Source organism: Rathayibacter sp. AY1F2 (assembly GCF_002930885.1).
GTDB lineage: Bacteria > Actinomycetota > Actinomycetes > Actinomycetales > Microbacteriaceae > Rathayibacter.
Genome location: NZ_PSVG01000006.1, coordinates 104,459 through 120,665, shown reverse-complemented (window position 1 = coordinate 120,665; position 16,207 = coordinate 104,459). Strand labels below are relative to the sequence as shown.

The window sequence follows — 16,207 nt, the reverse complement described above, 5'->3', positions numbered from 1 at the left end:
CATGACCAGCGACATCCTGCTCGAAGCGCGGGACATCAAGAAGTCCTTCGGCGGCGTCCACGCTCTCAAGGGAGCGTCGATGTCGATGCGCCGCGGCGAGATCACCGCCCTGATCGGCGACAACGGCGCGGGCAAGTCCACCCTCGTCCGCTGCCTCTCCGGAGTGCACCCCGCCGACTCCGGCACCATCACCCTCGACGGCGACGTGGTGCACTTCACCACTCCGCTCGGCGCCCGGGACGGCGGCATCGAGACGGTGCACCAGACCCTCGCCCTGGTCGAGGACCTGACCGTGTGGCAGAACTTCTTCCTCGGCCGGGAGCTCACCAAGGGCGTGCCCGGGGTGCGATTCCTCGACCGGACGCAGATGAAGAAGACGGCCCAGGAGCTGCTCGGCGACCTCGCCGTGAACGTCCCGCCGGTCACCAGCAAGGTCCGCCGCCTCTCGGGCGGCCAGCGCCAGGCGGTCGCGATCGCCCGGGCCGCGGGCTGGGGCAGCAAGATCGTGATCATGGACGAGCCGACCGCGGCGCTCGGCGTTCAGGAGACGGCACGCGTCGAGAAGATCATCCTCAAGCTGCGCGACGCCGGAGTGGCCGTGCTGCTGATCAGCCACAACTTCGACCAGGTGATGCGCCTGAGCGACCAGGTGTGGGTGATGCGCGCGGGCCTCGCCGTCGCCGGCCGCCGCACCGCCGAGACCAGCGGCGACGAGCTCGTCTCGCTGATCACGGGCGCGAAGGCCGCCTGATGCACCCCGAGTTCCTGCACCGCGGGAGCACGGAGCGCTCGTCGCCGATCGGGGTCCACGCGGGCCTGCTCGTCGGCGACTGGACGCCGGAGTCGGGGCGCCGCGCGATCGGCGCCGCCGCCTCGATCGGCTTCGACCTGATCGAGATCCCGGCTCCCGCCGACCCCGACGCCTCCGCGTGGACCGCCGACCTGCTCGACGAGCACGGGATCGACGCGGTCGTCTCGCTCGCGCTGGACGCCGACTCCGACATCACCGACCAGGCCACGGCCGGCCGCGGCGAGGAGCGGCTCCTGGCGGCCGTGCGGTTCGCCGAGGCGATCGGCGCGCGGTACGTCGGCGGAGTCACCTACTCGGCCATGCGCAAGTACGAGCACGCGGCCGACGCGGCTGCCCGCTCGCGCTCGCTCGACGTGCTGCGGAGGGTCGCCGCGGCCGCCGCTCCCGCCGGCGTCGTCGTCGGAGCGGAGTACGTGAACCGCTACGAGAGCAGCCTGCTGAACACGGCCGCCCAGACCGCCGCGTTCCTCCGCGAGCTCGACGCGCCGAACGTGCTCCTGCATCTCGACACGTTCCACGCCCACCTCGAGGAGGTCGACCTCGCGAGCGCCGTCCGCGACGCCGGCGACCTGCTCGGCTACCTCCACGCCTCCGAGAACCACCGCGGAGAGCTGGGCACCGGGAGCACCGACTGGACCGGGCTCGCGGCGGCGCTCGCCGACTCCGGCTACCGCGGACCGCTGACCCTCGAGAGCTTCTCGCCCGCCGTCCAGCCCCCGGCCTCGGCCGAGGGCATGGGCCTCTGGCGCGAGCTCTGGCACGACCCCGTCGCCCTCGCGACCTCCGGCCACGCGTTCCTCGCGGACCTGCTCGACACCGACCCCGCGGCCCGACGCCGCCCCTGAACCTCTCGAACCAAGGAGCACCACCATGACCACGAACCCTCTCGGAGTGCACGCCCTCGTCTTCGCCGGCGGCACCACCCCCGACGAAGTGACCGCGACGATCGAGCAGACCAAGGCGGCCGGATTCGACCTGCTGGAGCTCTCGCTGCACGACGTGCAGAACCTCGACACCGCCTCCGCCCGCGCCGCACTCGAGGCGAACGACCTCGGCATCGTCTGCTCGCGCGGCCTCGCCTTCTCGGCCGACGTCTCCAGCGACGACCCGGAGGTGGTGGCCCGCGGCGCGAAGCTGCTCGCCGACTCCCTCGAGACCACCCACGCGCTCGGCGGCACCCACTTCACCGGCGCCCTCTACAGCGCGCTCGGGAAGTACAGCGCGCCCCTCTCGGCCGCGGGCCGCGCGAACGTCGTCTCGGTGCTGACCGACCTCGCCGCGGAGGCCGCGACGAAGGGCATGACCCTCGGCCTCGAGATCTGCAACCGCTACGAGACCAACGTCATCAACACCGCCGCGGACGCCCTGCGCCTCGCCGACGACATCGGCGCCGACAACGTCCTGATCCACCTGGACACGTACCACATGAACATCGAGGAGGACGACTTCTTCCGCCCGGTGCTGCTCGTCGGGGATCGTCTCGGGTATGTCCACATCGGCGAGAACCACCGCGGCTACCTCGGCAGCGGCCACCTCGACTTCACGACGTTCTTCCACGCCCTCGCCGCGATCGACTACCGCGGACCCATCACCTTCGAGTCGTTCTCGTCGGCCGTCGTCTCGCCGACCCTCTCGAACGACCTCGCCGTGTGGCGGAACCTCTGGAACGACGGCCCCGCGCTCGCCCGCCACGCCCACGGCTTCCTGGTGAACGCGCTGGAGAGCAGCCGTGGCGAGGCCTGAGACCGAGGTCGCGCCCGACGCGGCGCGGCCGGGCCTCGACGAGCTGGCCGGGCGCGCGCTCGCGCTGACCTCGCCGGGCCGCCGCGCGATCGTGGCGATCGCCGGCAGCCCCGGGGCAGGCAAGACCACGCTCGCCCGGGCCGTGGTCGCCCGCGCGAACGAGCTCGCGGGGGAGGGGACCGCCGCCTTCGTGCCGATGGACGGCTTCCACCTCGCCAACGCCACGCTCGACGAGCTCGGCCGCCACGACCGCAAGGGCGCCCTCGACACGTTCGACGGCTGGGGCTTCCTCGCCCTGGTGCGGAGGCTGCGCGCCGAGACCGACCACGTCGTCTACGCGCCCACCTTCGAGCGCACCGTCGACGAGGGAGTGGCCGGCGCGCTGGCCGTGCACCCCTCCGCGTCGCTCGTCGTGCTGGAGGGCAACTACCTCCTCGTCGACGAGGGCCCGTGGGCGCTGCTGCGCGCCGAGTTCGACGAGGCCTGGTTCTGCGCGACTCCCGAGACCGAGCGCTTCGAGCGCTTGGTCGACCGCCACGTCTCCTTCGGCCGCGCCCCCGAGGCGGCCTCCGCCTGGGCCTCCGAGGTCGACGGGCGGAACGCGCTGCTGATCGAGGCCACTCGCGACCGCGCCGACCTGATCGTGTCGGGGACGGCGGCGGGGGTGGTCTGACGCCGGACGGGCCGGGGGGCTGTCCGCTTCGGGGCGCGACGTGGGCTCTCGGGCGTGTCCGGCCGGTCGATCGGTGGGACGACGGAGGACCCGTCGCCCGGCGGATGCGGTCTCGAGGGGTCGGTGTCAGGCTCGAGGGATGGACGACTCGACACGGAACTCCTCGGAACAGCCCGCTCCCACCACCCCGCCGGCAGCTGCGCCCCCCGGAGCCGGGCAGCCGCCCCTCCCCGTCGCTCTCCTCCTCCTGCTGCGGCGGAGCGACGGGCGGCCCGCGGCTTCGTCGGGCGCTCTCGACACCGTCCTGGCCGCCTCCGTCCTCGCGGAGCTCTCCCTCCAGCGGCGCGTCGAGGTGGACGCCGGAGTCGTCGCCCTCGGGCCGGAGCGGTCCGCGCTCGGGGACGCCGTGCTCGACGGGGCCCTCGGGTGGATCGAAGCGGAGCGAGCACCGCGCAGCGTCTCCTGGTGGATCGCCCGCCTCACGCGGAGGGAGCTGCATGCCGCCCTCCTCGAGCGGGTCGCCGCCGTGGAGCCGGCGGAGGACGAGCGGCTGCGGATCCGGGTCGCCGAGGTCCTCGCGGCTCGGACGGCGCCCCTTCCGTCGGACGCGGCGCTCATCGGCCTGCTCGACGCGGCCGGAGCGCTCTCGCCGAGGCCCGGCATCCCGGACCGGCAGGCGATCCGGTCGCTCGCGGCGCAGCACTGGGCAGGGCCGGCGGCCGCCGCCGTCCTCGCGGGAACCGCCGCGAGCGTCACGGGAGCCGCGGTGATCGCCGCGACGACGACGGTCACGATCACCGGCATGTGATCCGACGCGTGCGACTCGCTGAAGCCGCGCGCCCCTATTCCGCCGGGTAGTCGGGCGCGACGAAGACGCAGAACGGGTGGCCGGCCGGATCGGCGAGGACGTGGAGCGCCTCCTCCGGGTCCTCGCTCCTGTCCTCGATCAGCTCGGCGCCGAGAGCGAGCGCCCGGGTCTTCTGCCGGTCGAGCTCGTCGGCGTCCGCGACCATGAAGTCGAGGTGCACCTGCTGCGGGACGGGCCCCTCCGGCCAGGTCGCGCGCGGCAGGGCGGCCACCCGCTGGAACGTGAGCTTCGCGCCGTCGGCGGTGACGATCGCGACCCACTCCGCCCCGTCGTCCGAGCCGTCCGCGGGCGGCTCGTCGCCGGGCCGGTACTCGCCGCCGAGCAGGGCGAGGTAGAAGGCGGAGAGGGCGCGGGCGTCCTCCGTGTCGAGGACGACCTGGCGCAGGCGCATGCGGGCAGGGTACCGCCGGACGAGCACTGGAGGGGGATCACGTGCTGTGCGGGACGGCTGCGGCGGGCCGTGCGTCGTGGGTCGCGGCCCGACGTCGGCTGAGAAGGGGGGTCCCTGCCCCGACACGGCAGGCCGCGTCTCAGCGGAGGTTGTCCAGCTCTCTCGCTCCCGACCGCGCCGCCCTGCCACTCCGCGCCCGCTTCCTCAACCCCTCCCGGCTCCCGGCCTCGCGCCAGGGCCCGGCGCGTACTGTGGCGGCTGACTCACGACGGCTACGAGGGAGACACCATGACGGAGCAGATCGGAATCCCCGAGGCCGCGGCGCTGGGGAGCGAGCGGCGGAGCATCGCGATCCTCGGAGCGGGCGGCGACCTCACCGAGCGGCTGCTGCTGCCGGGCCTGGGCCGGGTGGCCGAGCTCGCGCGCGACCTCGAGCTCACGCTGATCGGCGCGGCGCGCACGCCCCAGACCGACGAGGAGTGGCAGGGCCTCGTCCGCCGCAGCCTCGAGGCGGCCGGAGTCGCCGCGCACACGGTCGAGGCCCTCGCGTCACGGGCGCGCTTCGTCGCCACCGACGCCTCCGACCCGGAGCAGCTGAAGGCCCTCCTCGACGCCTGCCCGTCGACTCCGGTGCTCTACGTCGCCCTGCCGCCGGCGATGGGGCACAAGGTCGCCGCCTCGCTCGCCGAGCTCGACCTCCCCGAGGAGCTGGTCGTCGCCATCGAGAAGCCGTTCGGCGAGGACCTCGACGACGCGATCGCCCTCAACGCGGCGTTCTCGAAGGTCCTCCCCGAGAGCCGCCTCTGGCGCATCGACCACTTCCTCGGCAACGCGACCGTGCTGGGGATGCTGGGCCTGCGCTTCGGCAACAGCATGCTCGAGGCGAGCTGGAGCGCCGAGTGGATCGAGAAGGTCGAGATCGTCTACGACGAGACGCTCGGCATCGAGGGCCGCGCGGCCTTCTACGAGAAGACCGGCGCGCTGCGCGACATGCTGCAGAGCCACCTCCTGATGGTGCTCGCGCTGACCACGATGGAGCGCCCCGACGAGGTCGCGCCCGACGAGGTCCACGCGCGCATGGCCGAGGTGCTCGGCGCCGTGCGGCTCTGGCGCGACGACCCCTCCTCCGCCCGCCGCGCCCGCTACACCGAGGGCCGCGTCGACGGCCGCTTCTTCCCCTCCTACGTCGACGAGCCCGACGTCGACCCCGAGACCGGCACCGAGACCCTCGCGCAGCTGCTGCTCCAGGTCGACACCCCGCGCTGGGCGGGCGTCCCCTTCGTCCTCCGCTCCGGCAAGGCGATAGGCGACCCGCGCCGAGAGGTGGCGATCCACTTCCGCGCCGCCACGCCCCCGCGCGGCCTGCAGGCGGCCGAGGGCGACGCCGGGTCGGTCCTCCGGATCGGTCTCAAGGGCGGCGACGTCAGCCTCGACCTGGTCGTGAACAGCGCCGACGAGCTGACCGATCTCGAGCGCACCACCCTGACGGCGCAGCCCGGCGCGGCCACGCTCGACCCCTACGCGCAGGTCCTCGCCGGGATCCTGCAGGGCGACACCCTGCTCTCGGTCCCGGGCGACGTGGCCGAGCAGTGCTGGCGCATCATCACTCCGGTGCTCTCCGCCTGGGCCGCGGGCGACGCTCCGCTGGACGAGTACGAGGCAGGGAGCGCGGGGCCCGAGGGCTGGTGAGCTCGCGGTGAGGCGGGCGGGCTGAAGCGCGAGAGCTGAAGCGTCGGCGTGAGGCCGTGTCGGCTCCGCCGGCGCCGGACACGTTGCCGCCCGCCCGGCTCCGGTCGCTCCGCTGCTGCCCGCTCCGCTGCTGTCCGTCCCGCGTCGGCACCCCCGCCCGTTGACCCTCCCGCCGGGGGAGACGGGATGCTGGAGGCATGGTGGGCATCGGGGAGTACGCAGGCATCACGGGTCTGAGCGTGAAGGCGCTCCGGCACTACGACGAGAAGGGCGTGCTGGTCCCGGCGGAGGTCGACGAGCGGTCGTCGTACCGCCGGTACGCCGACACGCAGGTCCGGGCCGGAGTCGTGATCAGCGCCCTCCGGAGCGCGGGGGTGCCCCTGCCCGAGGTCGCGTCGGCGACTCGAGCCGGCACCGCGGCGGAGGCGCTGCGGGCGCATCGGGAGCGCGTGCTCGCGGAGCGGGAGCAGGAGGACCGGGCGTTCGAGGCCGCCGAGGTGGCGCTGCGGGCGCTCGCCGTGCCGGTCGAGGTCGCCGAGCGGACGATGCCGGCGCAGCCGTACGTCGGCCAGGTCCTCACGATCGCGCTGGACGAGGCCGACGGGCCGGGCGACGACGAGGCGAACGAGATCTTCGGCGCGCTCGCCACCCGAGTGCACGCGGCAGGGCTCGGGCCGACGGGACGTTTCTGGACGGCGCTCCGGGCGGGCGAGCCGGGTTCGGCGGAGCTCGTCTGCTGCTGGCCGACGTCGGCGGAGGCGGAGGGCGACCTCGCCGATCTCGCCGCGATCCTCCCGGCGCGCACCGAGCTGGTCGCCACCTGGCGCCCCCGCGACGGGGAGGAACTGCCCGAGGGGACCCTGCATCCGGCGATCGTCGCGCTCTTCGACGCCGCCGGAGACCGCGGCCTGCGGCTCGACGGGGTCGAGGTGCGGCAGACGGTGCTGGGGGAGGGGCCGGAGGACGTGGCGGTCGAGGTGTCGCTGACCGTCGCGGGGTGAGCGGAGGGCGGGGCGCGGGGGCGACCGCAGTCGCCCCCGCCTCCCGGTCCCGGTGCTGCTCAGTAGGCGAACTGCCACATGTAGCGGCGCCCCTCCAGCGCGTAGCCCCGGACCGCGGCCCAGTGGGCGGCGAGCCGGGAGACCAGCGTCGAGTACACGAGCGGTGCGACGAAGGCGCGCTGGGGCGCCGCGATGCCGGGCAGCTCGAGGTCGCGGGAGTCGACGTAGTGGGTCGTCCCGCTGTACTGGTCGAGGAAGCTCCGGGCGCGCTCGCCCATCGGCCGCGTCGCGTCCTCGGCGAGGAAGACGAGGCTCTGCGTCTCGCCGTCGAAGACCTCGAAGGGGCCCTGGAAGAACTCGTCCGCGTTGATCGTCGCGGCGTGCATCCACTGCATCTCCTGCAGGTAGCAGGTGGTGAAGGTCTGACCGGGGCCCATGAGCGACCCGGAGGTGACGAGGTAGGTCACAGGGACGTCCTTCATCGCGGCGGCCAGCTCCTCGGCCCTCGGCTCGAAGGCGGCGACCGTGGCGACCATTGCGGACGGCAGGGCGCGCAGCGCCTCGAGCCGATCCGTCACGTCCACCCCGTCGCGGCGCAGGACCGCGAGCGCGAGCAGCTGCAGCACGAGCTGCGTGCCCTGACCGGTCTGCGCGACGAAGGCGGTGTCGAGGGCGAGCGCGAGCGGTCCCTCCTGCTTGAGGGTCACTCCGACCACGGCGGCGCCGCGCTCCTGCGCCCACTCGCCGGCCCGCACGGTCTCGGGGGTCTCGCCGGTGCCCGAGAGCACGACGACGAGGGCGCCGGGGCCGACCGAGGCGGGCGCGCGGAAGAAGAACTCGTCCGAGTTGTAGGAGGCGGCGGGCGTGATCGCGGCCGTGTCGAGCAGGTACTGAGCGGCCTGGACGCCCATCAGCGAGCCGCCCGCGCCGACCAGGAAGACGCGGTCGACCGCGGGGAGGGAGGCGACGTGGTCGTCGATCCGGCTCCACAGCGACAGAGCGTGCTCCATCGAGGGGGCGATGTCGTCGGGGACGGGGGCGACGGGGCCCGGTCCGAGGTAGGTGCCGTCGGTCATCGGAGTTCTCCTTCTGCGAGGGGGTGGGTCTGGTGGTCGAGGGCGGCGGCCGCGGGCGGGCCGGCCTCCTCGGTGATCTCGATCGGCGCTCCGTAGCCGAAGGCGCCGTGCTCGGTGCAGGTGAACGCGGCCGAGATCGAGGCTGCGGCCATGAGGTCGTCCAGCTCCTCGCCGCGCAGCAGCCCGATGAGCGTGCGCGCGATGAACGAGTCGCCGGCGCCGAGCGTGTCCACGACGCGAGTGGCGACCGGGGTGCTGACGGCCCGGTGGACTCCGTCGGAGAGCACGGCTCCGCGCTCGCCGCGGGTGACGAGGGCCCAGGAGGCGCCGGCATCGAGGGCGCCGGCGAGCAGATCCTCGATCTCGTCGTCGCTCCGGCCTCCTCCCGAGAACGAGGCGAGGAAGCAGTGCTCCGCGACCTCGGCGACGGACGCCCGGTCGAACTCGGAGGAGAAGTCGTACGACACGCGCGTCCGCTCGGCGAACGCGCCGAGGTGCTCGTCGAGGAAGCTCGAGGCGCCGACGTGCAGAGCGTCGAAGCCCGTGATCGTGTCGAGGTCGTCGGCCGAGGGGGTGAAGAGCGAGACGCCCTTCCCCGAGTCGAGGAAGACGCGGTCTCCGTCGATCAGGCCGATCCGGCAGTAGGCGGTCCAGCCCTCCTCCTGGCGCAGGCGCGACACGTCGACGCCCTCGGCGGCGAGGGAGGAGCGGAGGAGGCGGCCGGCGGCGTCGTCGGACACGGCGCCGATGTAGGCGGTCGGGACACCCTCGCGAGCGGCGTAGACCGACACGTTCACGCAGTTGCCGCCGGGGTACATCACGCCGTCCGCGGTGTAGCAGTCGACGACGTTGTCGCCGACGGCCACGATCCGGGGATCGGCGAGCGGGAGCGGGCGCATCAGGCCGTCACCGCGCTGAACCGCGACGAGCGGAACGGCCGCAGCAGTGGGCTCGGCTCGCCGGAGAGGATCTCGAGGGCGATCAGCTCCCCGACGATGAGCCCGAGCGTCGCGCCGCTGTGAGTGAAGACGGCATGCAGACCGGGGATCTCCTCGACGGCTCCGAGCACCGGCTCGCCGTCGCCCGGGATCGGCTTCGGGCCGGCCCCGAACGAGTCGAGCTCGAGCCGCGGGTTGCCCGCGAGCACGGCCGACGCCTCCTCGAGGAGAGTGGCGACGGTCTCGTCGCGCACGTGCCAGGTGCCGTCGGGGTCGACGACGACCTCGCGCTCCGACCATCCGGAGTCGAGGACGAGGGTCCCGTGCGGGGTGGGCCGCACGGCGACGCGGGGGGTGTTGAGCACGGCCCGCAGCTCGACCTCGATCGGCTTCGTCGTCACGAGCAGCGAGATCGGCGTCTGCTCGGGGAGGTGGATACCGAGCTCCGCGAGCTCGCGCGGCACCCAGGGTCCCGTGGCGAGGACGACCTCGTCGGCGGGGATCCGGTCGCCGGAGGCGGTCTCGGCTCCGACGGCTCGACCGCCCTCGACGACGACCGTCGTGCGTCCGGCGTTCTCGATCAGCACGCCGCCCGCCTCCTGGAAGGCCTGGAGCAGGTGGGCGGTGAGGAGCGGGAGGTCGACCCAGCCCTCTCCGGGGTTGAAGATGGCGCCCTCCTCGGCGACGGAGGAGGGGTCGACCCCTGGGGTCCACTCGGCGATCTCGTCGGGGGAGAGCCACTCGGAGTCGTAGCCGACCGCCTTCTCGTGGGCGGAGCGCTCGCGGTGGGACCGGCCGGGCTTGGCCCAGGTCAGGCCGCCGTCGAAGCGCAGGAACCGCGCGGCGTCGGGGTTGCGGGCGAGGAGCGTCCGGTAGCGGTCGATCCCGGCGACGCGGAGCGCGTGGTACTCGTCGCTGCGGATCCCGGCCGAGTTGAGCCACGAGAGCGAGCGGCCGCTGGCGCCGGAGGAGACGGTCGTCTCGGTCACGAGGGTGACCGTCGCGCCGCGCCGGGCGAGCTGCGCCGCGGTCGAGACTCCGAGCACTCCGGCACCGATCACGACGACGGCGGGAGCGGAGGCGGTGGTTCTGGGCATGGCTGTGCTTCCTGTTCGATGAGTGGAGAAAGGGGGCGCCGTCAGCGCGATGCGGCGGCGCGGATCCGGTCGATCAGCTCGAGGACGCGCACCGCGTCGTCGGGATCGACCGGCAGGGGCGCGCCGTCGAGCAGGGTGTCGGCGAGGCGGGAGTAGAAGTCGCTGTAGCGGCCGGCCAGGAGGGGGTGCGGCCGAGCCGACCCGTCGCGCCCGAGCAGGGCCGGGCTCGAGGCCGCGCCGAAGCCCTCGTCGGTGGGGAGGCCCCCCGCCTTGAGGGCACCCTCCTGCGGGTCGAGGCCCGAGGAGGTGAAGCCGGCCTCGGAGCCGAGGACGTGGAAGCGCGGCCCGACCAGCGGCGCCACCGCGTTCATCCACAGGTGCGAGACCACTCCGCTCCGGTGCTCGAGCGAGACGAACGCGTCGTCCTCGGCTCCTCCGCCGTCCCGCCGCGTCGCGAGTTCCGCGTGCACGTGGTCGACCTCGCCGAAGAGGAGGAGCGCCTGGTCGAGGAGGTGGGTGCCGAGGTCGAGGAGGATCCCGCCGCCGTCGGCCGCTGTCGAGCGGGCCTTCCACGTCTTCGTCTCGACCGGCTTGAACCACTCGAAGCGGGACTCGAACCGGCGCACCACGCCCAGGGCGCCCTCGTCGAGGAGAGCGCGCAGGGTGAGGAAGTCGCCGTCCCAGCGGCGGTTCTGGAAGACCGTCAGCACGACCCCCTGGGCGCGGGCGTGGTCGACGAGCGCCCGCGCCTCCGCGGCGGTGGCGGCCAGGGGCTTGTCGACGACGACCGCGACTCCGGCGTCGACCGCCCGGGTAGCGAGGTCGACGTGGGTGCCGGGCGGCGAGCCGATGACGACGAGGTCGAGGCCGCGCTCGAACAGGGACTCCGCGTCGGGCAGCACCTCGGCGCCCCGGTGCAGGCGGCGGGCCTCGGCGGCCCGCTCGGGATCGGCGGTGACGACGGCCTCCACCGAGTACCGCGGAGACGTGGCGAGGAGCGGACCGTGGAACACGCGGCCGGAGGTGCCGAACCCGATCACGCCGGTGCGCAGCGGCTCCCGGGCGCTCACAGCACCTCCGAGAGGAAGCGCTGCAGGCGGGCGCTGCGCGGTGCGTCGAAGATCTGCTCCGGGGTGCCGACCTCGACGACCCGGCCCTCGTCCATGAAGACGACCTGATCGGCGACCTTGCGGGCGAACTTCATCTCGTGCGTGACCACGAGCATCGTCATCCCGCGCTGCCCGAGCGCGGCCAGGAGGTTCAGGACGCCCTTGACCAGCTCGGGGTCGAGCGCGCTCGTGACCTCGTCGAAGAGCATCACCTCGGGCGCCATGGCGAGGGCCCGGGCGATGGCGACGCGCTGCTGCTGGCCGCCCGAGAGGTCGCGCGGCCGGTGGTCGGTGCGCTCCGCGAGTCCGACCTCCTCGAGGCGCTCGTGGGCGACGCGCAGCGACTCCGCCTTCGACATCCGCTTCACGTTGCGCAACGCCAGCGCGACGTTCTCGAGCGCGGTGTGGTCGGGGAAGAGGTTGAAGTGCTGGAAGACCAGGCCGATCCGGCGGCGGAGGACGTCGGGCTTCACCGCGAGGGCGCTCTCGCCGGCGGTCCGCACGTCGCCGCTCTTCGGCTCGTGCAGGCGGTTGATGCCGCGGAGCATCGTCGACTTGCCCGAGCCGGAGGGCCCGATGACGCAGGTGGTCGTGCCCGGCTCGACCGTCAGGCTCACTCCGCGGAGGACCTCGATGTCGCCGTAGGCCATCGTGAGGTCCGCGAGCTCGAGGCGCGACCCCTCGTAGACGTGGCCGTCGGCCAGGGGGATGGGCGAGGTGTAGGTCACGTGTTGCTCCCGAGGGTGAGAGGGGTGGGCGAGACCTCGGCGACCTCGTCGAGACCGCTCTTCGGCGGGGTGGCCCTGCGGCGGCCGGTGCGGAAGCGGTTGTCGAAGTAGTTGACGAGGTGGGTCAGCGGAACGGTGATCACGAGGTAGAACAGGCCCGCCATCACCAGCGGGGACAGGTTGCCGGTGAGGACGGCGGCGTCCTGGCCGACGCGGAACAGCTCCCGCTCGCTCACGAGGAGGCCGAGGAAGTAGACGAGGCTCGAGTCCTTCACGATCGCGATCGACTGGTTGACGAGGGCGGGCAGGACGCGGCGGATGCCCTGCGGCACCACGACCAGCCGCATCGCCTTCCCGTAGCTGAGGCCGAGGGCGCGGCAGGCCTCGAGCTGTCCGCGGTCGACGCTCTGGATGCCGGCGCGGAAGATCTCGCCGATGTAGGCGCTCGCGATCAGGCTGAGCGCGAGGATGCCGAGGGGGTAGGGCGAGGGGCCGAAGATCTGCTGGCTGAAGCGGGCGAAGCCCTGGCCGATCAGCAGGATGGTGAGGATCGCGGGGAGGCCGCGGAACACGTCGGTGTAGATCCGGGCGGGAATGCGCAGCCACCGGGAGGTGGAGATCCCCATGACGGCGAGGATCATCCCGAGCACGATGCCGATGACCGTCGCCGCGAGCGAGATCACGAGCGTGTTGACGAGGCCGGTGCCGAGCAGCTGCGGGAAGACCGCGGCCATCGCGTCGAAGTCGAGGAAGGTCTGAGTGAGGGTGTCGAGCCAGTCCATGGTGCTCTCTCAAAGGTCGAGGGGGCGCGGCGCGGACCGCGCGCGCCCCCTTCAGGTCACGGGGTGGGGGTGGGGGAGCTGGTCTGCTCGGCGCTCGGGAGGTACTGCTCGGGCATCGGGGAGCCGGGGAACCACTTCTGGTACAGCTCCTTCCAGGTGCCGTCCTCCATGGCCTCGTGGAGTCCGTCGTTGAGGGCCTCGCGCAGGGCGTCGCTGCCCTTGGCGACCGCGAAGCCGGCCGGGGCGTCGAAGGACGGGATGTCCTCCACGTCGACGAGGTCGTACTGGTCGATGTACGCCTTGGTCGACTCAAAGTCGAGGAAGTGCGCCTGGATGGTGCCGTTGTTGAGCGCCGCGATCGCCGCGTTGTTGTCGGGGAAGCGCACGAGCTCGGCCTCGGGGAAGTTCTTCACCGCGTAGGTCTCCTGGAGGGTGCCCTGCACGACGCCGAGGCGGGTGCCCGAGCCGAGGTCGTCGGCGGAGGAGATCCCGCTGTCCTTCGTGCTCAGCACCGTGAGGTAGCCGGCGAGGTAGCCGTCGCTGAAGTCCACCGTCTTCTGGCGGTCGGGAGTGATGCCGATCGCGGCGACGCCGACGTCGTACTGCTTGTTCGCCACGGCGGCGAGGAGGCTCGAGAAGTCCTGGCCGGTGAAGACCACGTCGGTGATGCCCTCGCGGGCGGCGACGTCGGTGAACAGCTCGATGTCGAAGCCGCTGAACTTCCCCTCGGCGTCGGTGAACGCGTAGGGCTTGATGTCGCCGACGCTGGCGACGCGGATCTGGCCCGGCGTGATGAGGCCGTAGGGGTTCTCGGCGGAGGTCGCTCCGCCGCCTGCTCCGCTGCTGCCGCAGGCCGTGAGGGTGAGCAGGGCCGCCGCCAGCGTGGCGATCGCTGCGGGGATGATGCGCTTCTTCATCGCTGTCCATTCATGAGGAGGTGGGGCGGAGGATCGGGGAATTCTGTAGGTGAGTCCGGTCCCAATCAGCTAAGTTGAGACCGGACTCACCGCGGTATCGAGGAAGCTACCCCGCGCTGCGAACGAGTGTCAAGAGCAGGAGAAGTCCGGATCGGAAGGAGCGTCGTGACCGACATCACGAAGCGGAGGCGCGAGGTGACCGTGGCCGACGTGGCCCGGGAGGCCGGCGTCGGGAAGGCCACGGCGGCGCGCGCGCTGGGCAACTACGGCGCCGTCAGCGAGAGCGTCCGCGACCGGGTGCTGGCTGCCGCCGAGCGCCTCGACTACCGGCCGAACGAGCTCGCCCGGAGCATGAACACGGGGAAGTCGAAGACCATCGGCGTCATCGTCGGCGACATCGAGAACGGCTACTTCGGCCTCGCGATGAGGGGCATCACCGACGCCGTCGCCGGAGCGGGCTACGACGTCGTCCTCATCAACACGTCGGAGGACGTCGACACCGAGGTCGACGCGGTGAGGGTGCTCCTGGACAAGCGCGTCGACGGCATGATCGTCTCGCCCGCGTCGTCCTTCCACACGCAGCACCTGCACGACGTCCACGCCACGGGTCGTCCCCTGGTCCTGCTGGACCGGCGGATCGACGGACTCCCGGTTCCCTCGGTCGGTGTCGAGATCGCCGTGGCCGCCGAGCAGGCGACCGCCGCCCTGCTCGAGGCCGGGCACCGCCGGGTGGCGTTCGTGACGGCGCTCGCCGACCCCGGCGATTGGACGCCGGGCGAGCCCCTTCGCGTGTCCTCGGTGACCGAGCGCCTGTCCGGCATCTCCGCGGCGCTGAGCTCGGCGGGCATCGCGCCCGACCGGGAGCTGATCCACTTCGGCGCGACCGGCTTCGTCGAGGCGGCCGCCGTCCTCGACGACCTCCTCGCGCTCTTCGAGCCGCCCACCGCGATCCTCGCCTCCGACAGCCTCATCGCCCTCGACCTGCTGCGCGCCGCGAGGGCCCTAGGCCTGCGCGTCCCGGACGACCTCTCCTTCGTGATGTTCGACGACTTCCCGTGGGCCGAGCTGATCGATCCGCCCCTGTCGGTCGTGTCCCAGCCGATCTACGACGTGGGAGTCGCGGCCGGCCGCACGATCCTGCGCCTGCTCGGCGGGCGGACGGAGTCGGACGCGGAGATGCTCGCCGCGACGTTCATCGCCCGGGAGTCCATCGGGCGAGTGGGCGGCGGCGCACCGGAAGAGCGCATCGACTGAGGCGTGGGCTGTCCGAACGTCTCCTGCCGGCCATCGGCACGGCGGACGTTGCCGGGGAGCGGAACCTCTGCGCCACTGACCGCGTCGGGGCGACCGGATGGATCGTCGGCTGCGCGGGAGTGTCGCGGCGCTCTCGGTGCCGAGGTCAGACGGGGCTCGGCTCGACCGCGCCGACGTCGCGGTCGTATGGCGCCACTCCGGGCATACGCGTATGCTGTCACGCATGATAGATGGAGTCGGGGCACAGCTTCGAAAGGGCGTAGCCGAGTTCTGCATCCTGGGGCTGCTCGACACCGTTCCCATGTACGGGTGGGAACTGTCCACGCGCTTGCAGGAGGTCGGTGTGATCGGGAGCATCGGCACCCTGTACCCACTCCTGGGTCGGCTGCGGGACCGAGGCTCGATCACCGCAGTCGTCGTCCCGAGTACGCAGGGTCCGGCTCGGAAGTACTACTCGTTGACCGACGTGGGGAAGGTCGAGCTCGGGCGGTTCAGGGCGGAGTGGCCGTCCTTCGTCGGGCAGGTGAACGAGACGATCGGAAGGGGAACGTCATGAGCACGACGACATCGCCGGCGGCGGCGCGCTACCTCGAGGAGCTGAGGATCGCATTGTCCGGCGTGCCCGCCGACCTCCGGAGTGAGATCTGGAGCGGGATCGGCGAAGAGCTGGACGGCCTCGACGACGATGCCGCCCGTGAGCGGATCGCTGAACTGGGAAGTCCCTCTCGGATCGCGCAGGCCGCCGGCGGATCGCTCGCTGGGGGCGGCGGGTCGATCTTCGACCGCCCCTGGTTCGCCGTCGTCGCCTCGCTGGTCTTCGCCTTCGGCTGGCTGGTGATTCCCGGGTTCGGCTGGCTCCTCGGCGCCGTCGCGATTCTCCTCTGCTCGTCCTGGACCGTCTCGGAGAAGAGGGGGGCGCTGGTGATCCCCGTCGTCGCTGCCGTGGTGGTCGGCGGGGCGATCGGGCTCTACTACTGGCTGTCGGCGATGCCGAGTTCCGGTATGACGACGTGGACGGTCCTGGCTGGTGCGTGGCTGGTCGGGGGTGGCACCAGCCTTGTTCTCGGGACGCGACTGTGCGCCCGCTTCGTGAGGACGCGGCGGGCGCACAGCGCGTTGGAGTGAGCCGG

Annotated in this window: 18 protein-coding genes; 10 read left to right on the top strand and 8 right to left on the bottom strand. The window is 72.7% G+C overall.

What is annotated here, in order from left to right:
• Nucleotide 1: 1 nt before the first annotated feature.
• The 5 genes from C5C54_RS07000 (at nucleotide 2) to C5C54_RS06980 (ending at nucleotide 4,035) form a co-directional block, all read left to right on the top strand.
• Nucleotides 2-751 carry an ATP-binding cassette domain-containing protein gene (locus C5C54_RS07000; protein WP_104222715.1) on the top strand — a complete coding sequence of 250 codons (750 nt, stop codon included), beginning with the start codon at nucleotides 2-4 and terminating at the stop codon, nucleotides 749-751.
• On the top strand, nucleotides 751-1,656 hold the full coding sequence (locus tag C5C54_RS06995) for a sugar phosphate isomerase/epimerase (protein ID WP_104247041.1): 906 nt from the start codon (nucleotides 751-753) through the stop codon (nucleotides 1,654-1,656). The genes C5C54_RS07000 and C5C54_RS06995 overlap by 1 nt, the downstream gene beginning before the upstream one ends.
• A gap of 25 nt (nucleotides 1,657-1,681) precedes the next feature.
• Nucleotides 1,682-2,554: a sugar phosphate isomerase/epimerase gene (locus C5C54_RS06990; RefSeq protein WP_104222717.1), complete on the top strand. Its 873-nt coding sequence runs from the start codon at nucleotides 1,682-1,684 to the stop codon at nucleotides 2,552-2,554.
• Nucleotides 2,541-3,227 carry a nucleoside/nucleotide kinase family protein gene (locus C5C54_RS06985; RefSeq protein WP_104288041.1) on the top strand — a complete coding sequence of 229 codons (687 nt, stop codon included), beginning with the start codon at nucleotides 2,541-2,543 and terminating at the stop codon, nucleotides 3,225-3,227. Before C5C54_RS06990 ends, C5C54_RS06985 begins: the two co-directional genes overlap by 14 nt.
• A 139-nt stretch (nucleotides 3,228-3,366) precedes the next feature.
• Nucleotides 3,367-4,035 carry a GPP34 family phosphoprotein gene (locus tag C5C54_RS06980; RefSeq protein ID WP_104288040.1) on the top strand — a complete coding sequence of 223 codons (669 nt, stop codon included), beginning with the start codon at nucleotides 3,367-3,369 and terminating at the stop codon, nucleotides 4,033-4,035.
• Between the two features lie 34 nt (nucleotides 4,036-4,069).
• Here the strand turns inward: C5C54_RS06980 and C5C54_RS06975 are convergent, their stop codons facing one another.
• Nucleotides 4,070-4,486 (bottom strand): VOC family protein, encoded by a 417-nt coding sequence (locus C5C54_RS06975; RefSeq protein WP_104288057.1) that lies wholly within the window; start codon nucleotides 4,484-4,486, stop codon nucleotides 4,070-4,072.
• A gap of 288 nt (nucleotides 4,487-4,774) precedes the next feature.
• On the opposite strand from C5C54_RS06975, the gene C5C54_RS06970 reads away from it, so the two are divergent.
• Together C5C54_RS06970 and C5C54_RS06965 are read left to right on the top strand one after the other, a co-directional pair.
• Nucleotides 4,775-6,175 (top strand): glucose-6-phosphate dehydrogenase, encoded by a 1,401-nt coding sequence (locus C5C54_RS06970; RefSeq protein WP_104288039.1) that lies wholly within the window; start codon nucleotides 4,775-4,777, stop codon nucleotides 6,173-6,175.
• Between the two features lie 197 nt (nucleotides 6,176-6,372).
• A complete protein-coding gene (locus C5C54_RS06965) occupies nucleotides 6,373-7,176 on the top strand; it encodes a MerR family transcriptional regulator (RefSeq protein ID WP_104288038.1) in 804 nt (267 codons plus the stop codon).
• Between the two features lie 59 nt (nucleotides 7,177-7,235).
• Here C5C54_RS06965 and C5C54_RS06960 read toward each other — a convergent pair whose 3' ends face one another.
• The 7 genes from C5C54_RS06960 to C5C54_RS06930 are packed head-to-tail and all read right to left on the bottom strand — an operon-like array spanning nucleotide 7,236 to nucleotide 13,823.
• The gene (locus tag C5C54_RS06960) at nucleotides 7,236-8,252 is read right to left on the bottom strand and encodes an SIS domain-containing protein (RefSeq protein WP_104288037.1); all 1,017 of its coding nucleotides are present in this window, start codon (nucleotides 8,250-8,252) and stop codon (nucleotides 7,236-7,238) included.
• On the bottom strand, nucleotides 8,249-9,151 hold the full coding sequence (locus C5C54_RS06955; RefSeq protein ID WP_104288036.1) for a PfkB family carbohydrate kinase: 903 nt from the start codon (nucleotides 9,149-9,151) through the stop codon (nucleotides 8,249-8,251). The genes C5C54_RS06960 and C5C54_RS06955 overlap by 4 nt, the downstream gene beginning before the upstream one ends.
• The gene (locus C5C54_RS06950; RefSeq protein ID WP_104288035.1) at nucleotides 9,151-10,287 is read right to left on the bottom strand and encodes an FAD-binding oxidoreductase; all 1,137 of its coding nucleotides are present in this window, start codon (nucleotides 10,285-10,287) and stop codon (nucleotides 9,151-9,153) included. Before C5C54_RS06950 ends, C5C54_RS06955 begins: the two co-directional genes overlap by 1 nt.
• 41 nt (nucleotides 10,288-10,328) lie before the next feature.
• Entirely contained in the window at nucleotides 10,329-11,357 is a 1,029-nt protein-coding gene (locus C5C54_RS06945; RefSeq protein WP_104288034.1) for a Gfo/Idh/MocA family oxidoreductase, read from the bottom strand.
• The gene (locus C5C54_RS06940; RefSeq protein ID WP_104288033.1) at nucleotides 11,354-12,124 is read right to left on the bottom strand and encodes an amino acid ABC transporter ATP-binding protein; all 771 of its coding nucleotides are present in this window, start codon (nucleotides 12,122-12,124) and stop codon (nucleotides 11,354-11,356) included. Before C5C54_RS06940 ends, C5C54_RS06945 begins: the two co-directional genes overlap by 4 nt.
• The gene (locus tag C5C54_RS06935; RefSeq protein WP_104288032.1) at nucleotides 12,121-12,906 is read right to left on the bottom strand and encodes an amino acid ABC transporter permease; all 786 of its coding nucleotides are present in this window, start codon (nucleotides 12,904-12,906) and stop codon (nucleotides 12,121-12,123) included. Before C5C54_RS06935 ends, C5C54_RS06940 begins: the two co-directional genes overlap by 4 nt.
• 56 nt (nucleotides 12,907-12,962) lie before the next feature.
• On the bottom strand, nucleotides 12,963-13,823 hold the full coding sequence (locus C5C54_RS06930; RefSeq protein ID WP_104288031.1) for an ABC transporter substrate-binding protein: 861 nt from the start codon (nucleotides 13,821-13,823) through the stop codon (nucleotides 12,963-12,965).
• A gap of 165 nt (nucleotides 13,824-13,988) precedes the next feature.
• Between C5C54_RS06930 and C5C54_RS06925 the strand changes: the two genes are divergently transcribed.
• From C5C54_RS06925 to C5C54_RS06915, 3 genes are all read left to right on the top strand, one after another.
• A complete protein-coding gene (locus C5C54_RS06925; protein WP_258063247.1) occupies nucleotides 13,989-15,077 on the top strand; it encodes a LacI family DNA-binding transcriptional regulator in 1,089 nt (362 codons plus the stop codon).
• Nucleotides 15,078-15,300: 223 nt separating this feature from the next.
• Nucleotides 15,301-15,633, top strand: coding sequence for a PadR family transcriptional regulator (locus C5C54_RS06920; RefSeq protein WP_104223999.1), 333 nt, complete (start codon nucleotides 15,301-15,303; stop codon nucleotides 15,631-15,633).
• On the top strand, nucleotides 15,630-16,202 hold the full coding sequence (locus C5C54_RS06915) for a hypothetical protein (RefSeq protein WP_104257774.1): 573 nt from the start codon (nucleotides 15,630-15,632) through the stop codon (nucleotides 16,200-16,202). Before C5C54_RS06920 ends, C5C54_RS06915 begins: the two co-directional genes overlap by 4 nt.
• Nucleotides 16,203-16,207: the final 5 nt, after the last annotated feature.

What these genes read in the sequence shown, in the direction of transcription:
- C5C54_RS06970 (WP_104288039.1), top strand. Translation starts at nt 4,775, where the DNA reads ATGACGGAGCAGATCGGAATCCCCGAGGCCGCGGCGCTGGGGAGCGAG.
- C5C54_RS06980 (WP_104288040.1), top strand. Translation starts at nt 3,367, where the DNA reads ATGGACGACTCGACACGGAACTCCTCGGAACAGCCCGCTCCCACCACC.
- C5C54_RS06935 (WP_104288032.1), bottom strand. Translation starts at nt 12,906, where the DNA reads ATGGACTGGCTCGACACCCTCACTCAGACCTTCCTCGACTTCGACGCG.
- C5C54_RS06960 (WP_104288037.1), bottom strand. Translation starts at nt 8,252, where the DNA reads ATGACCGACGGCACCTACCTCGGACCGGGCCCCGTCGCCCCCGTCCCC.
- C5C54_RS06930 (WP_104288031.1), bottom strand. Translation starts at nt 13,823, where the DNA reads ATGAAGAAGCGCATCATCCCCGCAGCGATCGCCACGCTGGCGGCGGCC.
- C5C54_RS06965 (WP_104288038.1), top strand. Translation starts at nt 6,373, where the DNA reads ATGGTGGGCATCGGGGAGTACGCAGGCATCACGGGTCTGAGCGTGAAG.
- C5C54_RS07000 (WP_104222715.1), top strand. Translation starts at nt 2, where the DNA reads ATGACCAGCGACATCCTGCTCGAAGCGCGGGACATCAAGAAGTCCTTC.
- C5C54_RS06975 (WP_104288057.1), bottom strand. Translation starts at nt 4,486, where the DNA reads ATGCGCCTGCGCCAGGTCGTCCTCGACACGGAGGACGCCCGCGCCCTC.
- C5C54_RS06955 (WP_104288036.1), bottom strand. Translation starts at nt 9,151, where the DNA reads ATGCGCCCGCTCCCGCTCGCCGATCCCCGGATCGTGGCCGTCGGCGAC.
- C5C54_RS06950 (WP_104288035.1), bottom strand. Translation starts at nt 10,287, where the DNA reads ATGCCCAGAACCACCGCCTCCGCTCCCGCCGTCGTCGTGATCGGTGCC.
- C5C54_RS06920 (WP_104223999.1), top strand. Translation starts at nt 15,301, where the DNA reads ATGATAGATGGAGTCGGGGCACAGCTTCGAAAGGGCGTAGCCGAGTTC.
- C5C54_RS06915 (WP_104257774.1), top strand. Translation starts at nt 15,630, where the DNA reads ATGAGCACGACGACATCGCCGGCGGCGGCGCGCTACCTCGAGGAGCTG.
- C5C54_RS06990 (WP_104222717.1), top strand. Translation starts at nt 1,682, where the DNA reads ATGACCACGAACCCTCTCGGAGTGCACGCCCTCGTCTTCGCCGGCGGC.
- C5C54_RS06995 (WP_104247041.1), top strand. Translation starts at nt 751, where the DNA reads ATGCACCCCGAGTTCCTGCACCGCGGGAGCACGGAGCGCTCGTCGCCG.